General features: G+C 69.1%; 10 protein-coding genes. 3 read left to right on the top strand and 7 right to left on the bottom strand.

What is annotated here, in order from left to right; all coding sequences use genetic code 11:
• The first annotated feature begins 174 nt into the window (after positions 1–174).
• Complete coding sequence (locus tag K2Z83_RS00965; RefSeq protein ID WP_220593312.1) at positions 175–1,110, top strand: formimidoylglutamase; 936 nt, start codon at positions 175–177, stop codon at positions 1,108–1,110.
• A 44-nt stretch (positions 1,111–1,154) separates the two neighbouring features.
• Here K2Z83_RS00965 and K2Z83_RS00960 read toward each other — a convergent pair whose 3' ends face one another.
• From K2Z83_RS00960 to K2Z83_RS00950, 3 genes are read right to left on the bottom strand one after another with little or no spacing between them, the layout of a single operon-like run.
• Positions 1,155–1,742 carry a hypothetical protein gene (locus tag K2Z83_RS00960; protein WP_220593311.1) on the bottom strand — a complete coding sequence of 196 codons (588 nt, stop codon included), beginning with the start codon at positions 1,740–1,742 and terminating at the stop codon, positions 1,155–1,157.
• 42 nt (positions 1,743–1,784) lie between these two features.
• Positions 1,785–2,603 (bottom strand): class I SAM-dependent methyltransferase, encoded by an 819-nt coding sequence (locus K2Z83_RS00955; protein ID WP_220593310.1) that lies wholly within the window; start codon positions 2,601–2,603, stop codon positions 1,785–1,787.
• Between the two features lie 49 nt (positions 2,604–2,652).
• Positions 2,653–2,964, bottom strand: a complete 312-nt coding sequence (locus tag K2Z83_RS00950; protein WP_220593309.1) for a hypothetical protein — start codon at positions 2,962–2,964, stop codon at positions 2,653–2,655.
• A gap of 249 nt (positions 2,965–3,213) precedes the next feature.
• Between K2Z83_RS00950 and K2Z83_RS00945 the strand changes: the two genes are divergently transcribed.
• Positions 3,214–4,170: an NAD-dependent epimerase/dehydratase family protein gene (locus K2Z83_RS00945; RefSeq protein WP_220593308.1), complete on the top strand. Its 957-nt coding sequence runs from the start codon at positions 3,214–3,216 to the stop codon at positions 4,168–4,170.
• A 122-nt stretch (positions 4,171–4,292) separates the two neighbouring features.
• On the top strand, positions 4,293–4,991 hold the full coding sequence (locus K2Z83_RS00940) for a TetR/AcrR family transcriptional regulator (protein WP_220593307.1): 699 nt from the start codon (positions 4,293–4,295) through the stop codon (positions 4,989–4,991).
• A 34-nt stretch (positions 4,992–5,025) separates the two neighbouring features.
• Here the strand turns inward: K2Z83_RS00940 and K2Z83_RS00935 are convergent, their stop codons facing one another.
• The 4 genes from K2Z83_RS00935 to K2Z83_RS00920 all read right to left on the bottom strand — a co-directional run bounded on the left by K2Z83_RS00935 (position 5,026) and on the right by K2Z83_RS00920 (position 9,003).
• On the bottom strand, positions 5,026–6,084 hold the full coding sequence (locus K2Z83_RS00935) for a dihydrolipoamide acetyltransferase family protein (RefSeq protein WP_220593306.1): 1,059 nt from the start codon (positions 6,082–6,084) through the stop codon (positions 5,026–5,028).
• Between the two features lie 94 nt (positions 6,085–6,178).
• Entirely contained in the window at positions 6,179–7,165 is a 987-nt protein-coding gene (locus K2Z83_RS00930) for an alpha-ketoacid dehydrogenase subunit beta (protein WP_220593305.1), read from the bottom strand.
• Positions 7,166–7,246: 81 nt separating this feature from the next.
• Entirely contained in the window at positions 7,247–8,314 is a 1,068-nt protein-coding gene (gene pdhA, locus K2Z83_RS00925; RefSeq protein WP_220593304.1) for a pyruvate dehydrogenase (acetyl-transferring) E1 component subunit alpha, read from the bottom strand.
• Between the two features lie 221 nt (positions 8,315–8,535).
• On the bottom strand, positions 8,536–9,003 hold the full coding sequence (locus K2Z83_RS00920) for a CBS domain-containing protein (RefSeq protein ID WP_220593303.1): 468 nt from the start codon (positions 9,001–9,003) through the stop codon (positions 8,536–8,538).
• Positions 9,004–9,041: the final 38 nt, after the last annotated feature.

Raw genomic sequence — 9,041 nt, 5'->3', positions numbered from 1 at the left:
CACGCTCACCGCAGCCTACGAGCGCGCCCGCTACGACCCCGCCGGGGTCGCGCCCGCCGACGCCGATACGGCCGAGGACGCCGAGCAGGCGATCACGATGGTGTAGGGCCGAAGCATGTGGGCCGCGCGCCAAAGGCGCGCGGCCCACATACTTCGGCCCTACGTGGGTGATGTATGAACGACACGGCATTATTCGCCGCCACGGCCCGCCCCGACTCCGCCCTGCGCTACCGCCGCGATGACCCGCACGACCCCCGGCTCGGCGAGCTGGTGGCGGCCGACCCGGCGGAGTACGCGGCGGCGCAGGTGGTCATCCTCGGCTGCCCGCAGGACGAGGGCGTGCGCCGCAACCGCGGCCGACCCGGGGCCGCCGGCGGCCCAGCCGCCATCCGCGCCGCCCTCTACAAGCTCGGCGTGGCCGGCCTGGAGGGTCTGCGCCTCTTCGACCTGGGCGACACGCGGATCCAGCCGGATCTGGAGGCCACCCACGAGCTGCACCGCGCCCTGGTGCGCCGGGTGATCGCCGACGGCAAGACGCTGGTCGCCCTCGGCGGCGGCAACGACATCAGCTTCCCCGACTGCGCGGGGCTGGCCGACGCCGCAGGCCCGACGCTGGCGATCAATGTGGACGCCCACTACGATGTGCGGGCCGACACGCCGCGTAACAGCGGCACGCCCTACCGCCAGCTCCTAGAGGGCGGCCACGTCGCGCCGGGGCACTTTGTCGAGCTGGGCGGGCAGCCCTTCGCCAACTCGGCGGCCTACGGGCGCTACCTGGCCGAGCGCGGCGCCCGCGCCTTCAGTCTGCGCCAGGCCCGCGCCGCCGGGCTGGCCGCCCTCGTGCGCGAGATCCTGGAGGCGGAGGCGGCCAGCGTCTTCTGGGGGGTGGACATGGACGTGGTGCGGGCCGCCGACGCCCCCGGCGTCAGCGCGCCCAACCCGCTCGGTATGAGCGGCGAGGAGCTCTGCCTGCTGGCCGAGCTGGCCGGCGCCGAGCCGCGCAGCCGCCTGCTTGAGGTCAGCGAGCTCAACCCGGCCCACGACATCGACGGGCGCACCGCCCGCCTGGCCGCCGTCGCGATCTGGAGCTTTCTGATCGGGCGGGGCTAGCCCTGGTAAGGGCGCAGCGGCGCGGCGCTGCTGCGCCCTTACAACTAGTAGCTCACCCGCAGCAGCCCCACATCCGCGTAGAGCACGCTGCGGTCGATGATCCCGAAGCCGAGGCAGCTCTCCGCCCGCTCCGTTATGTAGAGCTCGCCCTGCTCCAGGCTAGCCTCAAGGCTGTCGAAGAAACCGCCCGCGCCGGCGCGGATGGTCGGCAGGTCGGCCAGATCGGCCTGGCGCACACGAATATCCGCCGGCGGCGCGGGCGAGCCGGGGAGCGCCTGGAAGAAGTAGGCCTGGCGGTCGATCTGCCGGCAGTCGTCGATCGCGTGGGCCAGGAACAGCTCGTCGCAGGTGGGCACGAAGGCGGCCTGGACGGACTCCAGCCGCCGCGCGCCCCAGAAGGCCGCCTGGCCGTGACGCCGGTGGGCGGGTGCCAGGGCGAACTGCGTGATCAGGCTCTCGCCGTGGATCGAGCAGAATCCCGCCGCCGCGCCATCGATCAGGATGCGGTAGTGGTTCGAGGCCAGGATGTGATCCTCAAGGAAGGAGTCGAACGGCGACGCCAGGGCCGCGACGTGGGCGCGGACGAGGCTGGCGATCTCGTCAAAGGAGACAGGGGTGAAGGTGATCGGCATAGTGCGGCCTCGCGCGTAGGGACGCAGCGCGCTGCGTCCCAATCAGGATGTCAACACATAGATCGGCCCGCAGCGCGCCCGCTGCCTGAGCCAGGTCTCGGCGAGCACCGCCGGCACACACGGCCCGTAGGCGCAGACGCGGATCGGGCTGAACTGAGCCTCACGGCGCAGGCGGGCGAGCATCTGAACGAGCCAGCCGCCGACAAATGGCGTATAGAGGTAAAACACCGTCCCGGCGCCCAGGTCGGCGGACAGCGCATCCTCGGCGCGGAAGCGCACCCGCCCCAGGCCGAGCAGATCGGCGCTGCGGCGGGCGACGGCCACATAGGCCGGCTGTATCTCGACGCCGACGGCCCGCGCCCCGCTGAGCAGCGAGACGAGGATCGCCACCTGCCCCAGGCCGGCGCCGATATCCACAAAGGTGTCTTGCGCGGTGATCCCGGCCCGCTCAGGCAGATCGAGCAGCCAGCGGGCCGGCGTGGGCTGGTAGGCCACCATGCCCGCCGGCAGATCGGCGATCTCCCCGGCGGGCGCGGCGATGCCCAGCGCACGCCCGATCAGCAGATCCAGGCTGTCGTACTGGTCGTCGGCGTCGCGCCCGCCCTCAGCGGGGTCGCTCGCGTAGCGGCGCAGCTCGGCCCGCAGCGCGGCGGGGCCGAGCGACCCGGCCAGGATCCGCGCGCGCAGATCGTCGGCTAGTGCCGCGTCGATCACCTCGGCGCGGGCGCGCAGCGCCTCGGCCCGCCGCCGAAGGTCATCGGGCGGCGAGCCATAGCCGGCGAGCAGCAGATCCAGCTCGTCGAGCAGCTCCGCCCGCCCAACAAGGTCCAGCGGGTCGGACAGCGCCGGGGATATTTCCATATTTATTATGTCAAGCAAAATATCTATCCCCCAACCCCCAACCCCCAACCTACCAGCCGAGCAGCCAGAAGCCAAAGCAGCCGAAGGGGATGGCGGCCACCAGCCCAATCAGCGCCGCCATCAGCAGCTGGCTGCGGCCATCGCCCTCGTGGATCATGCGCCCGCCGACGACCCCGCCCGCGAGCGCGCCGGGGGTCATGCCCAGCAGCGCCATGCCCAGCACGATCCGGTCAAGCGGGTCCTGAATGCTGTGTGGCCGGCCCATGACCGCCGGGGAGACCACAAACGCCAGAAAGATCATGATCAGCGCGCCCGCCAGCCAGCCGATGCACGCGAAGAGCAACATACGTCCAAGCTTCATGTCTGACACCAATTCCTGTGGAACATGCCGCATATGTAGTACGGACATAGCGCATTGGAACGCAGTACCCGGCAATCTGCAATCCAAAATCTGCAATCTGAAATGGTATGACCGGGCGCATTGTAGCACGGGTGCGCGGCGAGATCGCCGGCCGGGCGGCATATTTGCCTATTGACAAATTTTCTATCACTGATAAAATACCGCCAGAGAGTAATTCTATCAGTGATAAATAAACGGAGAGGCACCGACATGACCACCCAAGAGACCCACGTCGTCCTCGGCAGCGGCCCGCTCGGCATGGCGACCGTCGAGGCCCTGCTGCGCCGGGGCCACATCGTCCGCATAGTCAACCGCAGCGGGCAGGCCGAGGCCCCGGCGGGCGCAGCGGTTGTGCGGGCCGACCTGTACGATCAGGCGAGCGTGCGCGCCGTCGCCGAGGGCGCGGCCGCCGTCTACCAGTGCGCCCAGCCAGGCTACGCCGAGTGGGTCGCCAAGTTCCCGCCGCTCCAGACGGCGATCATCGCGGGGGCGGCCGCCGCCGGCGCGAAGCTGATCGTGGCCGAGAACCTGTACATGTACGGCCAGGTGGACGGCCCCATCCACGAGGATCTGCCCTACGCGGCCCACACCCGCAAGGGCCGGGTGCGCGCCCAGATGGCCGAGCAGGTGGCCGCGGCCCACCGCAGCGGGCAGCTGCGCGCCGCCTCCGCGCGCGGCTCCGACTTCTACGGCCCCGGAGTGCTCGGCTCGTCCCTGGGCGAGCGAGTGTTCCAGCCGGCCCTCGCGGGCAAGGCCGCCCAGGCCACCGGCCGACTGGACCTGCCCCACAGCTACACCTACATCGGCGACTTCGGCGAGACCATGGCCATCCTCGGCGAGCGCGAGGATGCCCTCGGCCGCCACTGGCACGTGCCCAGCGCCGCGCCGCTCACCCAGCGCGAGCTGATCGGCTTGATCTACCAGGAGCTCGGCCTGGAGCCGAAGATGAGCGGCATGGGCCGTCTGATGATGACTCTCGGCGGCCTGTTCATCCCCGAGGCCCGCGAGACGGTCGAGATGATGTATGAGTTCGAGCGGCCCTTTGTGGTGGACAGCTCGCGCGCCGAGGCGGCCTTCGGCCAGCGGCCGACGCCCCTCGCCGAGGGGGTGCGCCGCACCGTGGCCTGGTACCGCGCCCACCACGCCGCGCTGCCCATCGCCGCGTAGCGCTCCGCTGGGTGAAACCCCAGACATGCTTTATGATTGAGGTATGGTCGGCTTCGCCGACCATACCTCAATCATAAGAGAATACGGGCGGCGAAGCCGCCCCTCCGCCGGAGGCGGCACTGATGAAGCAGGAGCGACGCGCCCGCCAGCACGCGGCCATCCGCGACGAGATCAAGGATACCGCCCGCGCCCACATGGCCCGCGACGGCGCGGCGGCCCTCTCGCTGCGCGCCGTGGCCAGCGAGATGGGCCTCAGCTCGGCGGCGATCTACTACTACTACGCCAACCGCGACGCCCTGATCACCGCCCTGATCGTGGACGCCTACCGGGGCCTTGGCGCGTCGCTGCGCGCCGAGGGCGAGCGGCTGGCCGGGGCGGACGTGGCCGAGCGCCTGCTAGCGACCATGCGCGCCTACCGGGCCTGGGCCGTCGCCCACCCCGCCGAGTACGCACTGCTCTTCGGCACACCCATCCCCGGCTACGTCGGCCCCGCCGACGTCACCGCGCCCGAGGCCCGGGCGACCCTGGCCGTCTTCGGCGAGCTCTTCGGGGTGGCCGCCGCGCAGGGCCGCCTGGACGCGGGGCTGGACAGGCAGCCAGTGCCGGCGAGCATCGCCGAGCACGCCGCCACCTGGATTCACGACACCGGACAGCAGATCCCCTTGTCCGTCCTGATCGCCACCCTGCGCTGCTGGGCGATCGGCCACGGGCTGGTGGGGCTGGAGCTCGACAGCCACCTCCAGCCGATCATCGGCGACGCCGCCGCGCTCTACGAGCACGAGGCCCGCGCCCTGCTGCGCGGGCTGGGCGTGCTGAGGTAAGGGCGCAGCAGCGCCGCGCTGCTGCGCCCTTACGCTAGATCAGGATGCTCATCGGGGCCTCAAGCAGCTTCTTCAGCTCCTTGAGGTACTCGGCGGCCACGGCACCGTCCACCACCCGGTGGTCGGCGCTGATGGTGACGTTCATCACCTGGCCGATCACGATCTGGTCGCCGCGCACCACCGGCACCTTGCGCACCGCGCCCACGGCCAGCGATGCCGCCTGGGGCGCGGTGATGATCGAGCCGAACTCGACCACCCCAAACATGCCCAGGTTCGTCACCTGGAAGGTCGCCCCGTCGAGCTCGTTCGGCTTAATCTTGCCGTCGCGGGCGCGAGTGGCCATGTCGCGGATCTCGGCGCTGATCGTGCCGACGCTCTTCTTGTCGGCGTCGCGCACCACCGGTGCCACCAGGCCGTCGGGCAGGGCCACGGCCACGCTCACGTTCACCGCCGGGTGGCTGGCGATCGCCGGCTGGCCGTCGGGGCCGGCCGCGTAGCTGACGTTCACCGCCGGCACGGCCCGCAGCGCCTTGGCCGAGGCCTTCACCACCAGGTCGTTCACCGAGACCCTGGTGCCGCTGGCGACGATCTGCTCGCGCAGGGCCAGGGCCGGGCGCGGCTTGCCGGCGGCGGCCGCCTCGACATCCTCCTTGACGATCCGGCCGCCGGGGCCGCTGCCCGCCACCTGGCGCAGGTCGACGCCGAGCTCGTCGGCGATCCGCTTGGCTAAAGGCGAGGCCTTCACCCGGCCGTCATCGACGCCGTTGGTGGCGGGCGCGGAGGCGGCGGGGGCCGGGCGAGCACTCTGGCTCGCCCCTACGGCGGGCGCGGCGGCCGGAGTCGCCTCGGCGGGCAGGGCGCCCTCGCCGACATAGGCGATCACCTCGCCGATCGGCACCGTCTGCCCCTCGGGGATGACGATCTTCTGCATCGTGCCCGCGTCAAAGGACTCGAGCTCCATCGTGGCCTTATCGGTCTCGATCTCGGCGATGATCTCACCAACCGCCACCGCCTCGCCGACCTTCTTCAGCCACCGCCCGACCGTCCCCTCCGACATTGTGTCCGAGAGCCGGGGCATGGTTACTTCTGCCATAGTGTACTCCTTGTCGGCCAGGGTAAGGGCGCAGCAGTCGCGCAGCGCATACCTTAAGCTTACCGCAACATCCGCAGGCGCGACTGCTGCGCCCTTACTTCTTCCCCGCCAGCACCTTCTTAATCGCATACACCAGGCTGTTGGCGCTCGGCTTGGTGGCCGCCGAGAGATCCTTGGCGTAGGGCAGCGGCACCTCCAGGCCGGCCACCCGCTGCACCGGCGCGTCCAGGTAGTCGAAGGCCTCCTCCTGGATCGTCGCGGTGATCTCAGCGGTAATCCCGTAGGAGTACCAGTCCTCGGCGATCACCACGGCGTGGTTCGTCTTCTTCACCGACTCGATGATCGTCGGGCGGTCGAGCGGGCGCAGGCTGCGCAGGTCCACGATCTCGACGCTGATGCCCTCCTGCTCCATGCGCTGGGCCACCTGCATGGCCACGGCGGTCATGCGCGAGTAGGAGACCACGGTGACATCGGTGCCCTGGCGCTTGACCTCGGCCACGCCGATCGGCACGACGTAGTCATCGTCCTCTGGCACATCGCCCTTGGTGTCGTAGAGAGCCAGGCTCTCGATGAAGATCACCGGGTCGTCGTCGCGGATAGCGGCGCGCAGCAGGCCCTTGGCGTCGTAGGGGGTGGCCGGGGCCACCACCTTCAGGCCGGGGCAGTAGGCGAACCAGTTCTCGAAGCTCTGCGAGTGGGTGGCCCCGAGCTGGCCGGTGCCGCCGGAGGGCGTGCGGATCACCATCGGCACCCGCACCTGGCCGCCAAACATGTAGTGGATCTTCGAGGCGTGGTTGACCACCTGGTCGATCGCGACCAGGATGAAGTTGATCGTCATGATCTCGACGACCGGGCGCAGGCCGAGCATCGCCGCGCCGATGGCCAGGCCGACAAAGCCCTCCTCGGCGATCGGCGTATCGACCACCCGGCGCGGGCCGAACTCCTCAAGCAGGCCCTCGGTGATCCGGTACGATCCCTGGAAGAGCCCGATCTCCTCGCCCATCAGCAGGACGTTCGGGTCACGGGCCAGCTCCTCGCCAAGCGTGTTGTTGAGCGCCTGGCGGTAGGTGATAACAGGCATATGCCATCCCTGTAAGGGCGCAGCAGTCGCCCCTGTATTTATAATGATAAATTCCAATATGTTGCTGGCGACTGCTGCGCCCTACACTTCGCCCCGGTTGATCCTGACCTCGCGGATCGCGTCCTCGGCGCCGGGGATATTGGGCACCGGGGTGGCGTACATGAAGGTGTACATATCCTCAAACTTCGGATCGGGGCTGCCGTTGGCGAAGTCGATCGCCTCCTGCACCTCGCGGTCCACCCGCTCGGCCGTCTCGCGCAGGAAGGCGTCGTCGGCGATCCCGTGGTCGTGCAGGCTGGCGCCGAAGTTGCGCACCGGGTCGAAGGCCTCGCGGCCGCGGCGGACGGCGTCCGCGTCGCGGTAGCGGTCGGCGTCGATCACCGAGTGGCCGCGGAAGCGGAAGGAGGTGATGTCGAGGATGGCCGGCTCACCCTCCTGCTCGGCCTTCTGGCGCAGGCGGCGCACCGCGTCGCGCACGGCCAGCACATCGGTGCCGTCCACCCGCTCGCCGTGGATGCGGAAGGAGCCGCCCTTCTTGTAGAGGTCCGGCTCCGAGGAGCCGTTCTCCACCGAGGTGCCCATGCCGTAGCCGTTGTTGACGATGAAGAAGAGCACCGGCAGCTTCCAGAGCTTGGCCAGGTTCAGCGACTCGTAGAAGGCGCCGATGTTCGTCGTGGCGTCGCCCATCTGGGCCACGGCCACGCCGGGCCGGCCCTGGTACTTCAGGGCGTAGGCCGCGCCCACCGCCAGCGGAACCTGCCCGCCGACGATCGCGTAGCCGCCCATAAAGTGGGCCTTCTCATCGAACAGGTGCATCGAGCCGCCGCGCCCGCCGGAGACGCCCGTCTCCTTGCCGAAGAGCTCGGCCATGATCGGGCCGGGCTCCACGCCGCGGGCCAGGATATAGCCGTGCTCGCGGTAGTTCGTAAAAATATAATCGTCGGGGGTGAGGGCGGCCATCAGGCCGACAATCGTGGCCTCCTCACCAAGGTTCAGGTGGCAGTAGCCGCCGATCTTCGCCTTCACATACATCTCGCTGGTGCGCTCCTCGAAGCGGCGCAGCAAGAGCATCTGGTAGTAGTAGTGCCGGAGCGTCCCGACGTCCTCTTGCTCAAGGGACTCCCGTACGGCTTCCTCAGCCTTGGCCATCTACATCTCCTTATGATCAGATGAGACAACAGGGGACAGGGGATAGGGGACAGGGGACAGCTTCGACATACTACATAAGACAAGATTCAAACCAGCTTGACAGTTTGGTGGCACGTATCGCTTGTTAATGCAATCTACCTATCCCCTGTCCCCTGTCCCCTGTCCTCTGTCCCCTGTCCCCTGTCCTCTGTCCCCTGTCCCCTATCCCCTATCCCCTTGTCTTACATCCCGGGCGGCACCACATCGTGGGCGAACGCGCTCTCGCCGGCGCCGCAGCGCGGGCAGGTCTCCGGCGGCTCAAGGCTGCGCACGATCTCGCCGCAGACCCCGCACACCCAGCGCATCGCAATCTGGCGCACCAGGTCCGAGCGGCTCACGATACCCACCACCTTGCCGTGCTCCACCACCGGCACGCGCCGGATGCGCTGGTTTGTCAGCAGGTGCTGCACCTGATCCACGTCGGTGTCCGCGCTCACGCTGATCACCCCGCGGCTCATCATATTGGCCACGGTGTGACCCTGCTTGGCGATCAGGTCGTGCTCGGTGATCAGCCCCACTAGCGCACCCTCGGCGTTGACCACCGGCAGGCCGCTGATCCGATTGCGCGCCAGGAGCCGCGCCGCATCCTCGACGGTCGCGTCCTCGAGGATGCTAATCACGCTCCGCGTCATGATCTCACGGGCTTTCATCTCACATATACCTTCTGTGTCGCTCATATATTGTGAAC

Origin of the sequence: Oscillochloris sp. ZM17-4, assembly GCF_019599295.1 — a bacterium.
In the GTDB taxonomy this organism is placed as follows: Bacteria; Chloroflexota; Chloroflexia; order Chloroflexales; family Chloroflexaceae; genus Oscillochloris.
Note: the sequence above shows the minus strand (reverse complement) of the source record. Positions and strands in the feature narration are given on the sequence as shown.

Excerpts from the sequence above, each read along its gene's own strand:
- K2Z83_RS00965 (WP_220593312.1), top strand. The coding sequence starts at position 175 with ATGAACGACACGGCATTATTCGCCGCCACGGCCCGCCCCGACTCCGCC.
- K2Z83_RS00960 (WP_220593311.1), bottom strand. The coding sequence starts at position 1,742 with ATGCCGATCACCTTCACCCCTGTCTCCTTTGACGAGATCGCCAGCCTC.
- K2Z83_RS00955 (WP_220593310.1), bottom strand. The coding sequence starts at position 2,603 with ATGGAAATATCCCCGGCGCTGTCCGACCCGCTGGACCTTGTTGGGCGG.
- K2Z83_RS00950 (WP_220593309.1), bottom strand. The coding sequence starts at position 2,964 with ATGAAGCTTGGACGTATGTTGCTCTTCGCGTGCATCGGCTGGCTGGCG.
- K2Z83_RS00945 (WP_220593308.1), top strand. The coding sequence starts at position 3,214 with ATGACCACCCAAGAGACCCACGTCGTCCTCGGCAGCGGCCCGCTCGGC.
- K2Z83_RS00940 (WP_220593307.1), top strand. The coding sequence starts at position 4,293 with ATGAAGCAGGAGCGACGCGCCCGCCAGCACGCGGCCATCCGCGACGAG.
- K2Z83_RS00935 (WP_220593306.1), bottom strand. The coding sequence starts at position 6,084 with ATGGCAGAAGTAACCATGCCCCGGCTCTCGGACACAATGTCGGAGGGG.
- K2Z83_RS00930 (WP_220593305.1), bottom strand. The coding sequence starts at position 7,165 with ATGCCTGTTATCACCTACCGCCAGGCGCTCAACAACACGCTTGGCGAG.
- pdhA (WP_220593304.1), bottom strand. The coding sequence starts at position 8,314 with ATGGCCAAGGCTGAGGAAGCCGTACGGGAGTCCCTTGAGCAAGAGGAC.
- K2Z83_RS00920 (WP_220593303.1), bottom strand. The coding sequence starts at position 9,003 with ATGAAAGCCCGTGAGATCATGACGCGGAGCGTGATTAGCATCCTCGAG.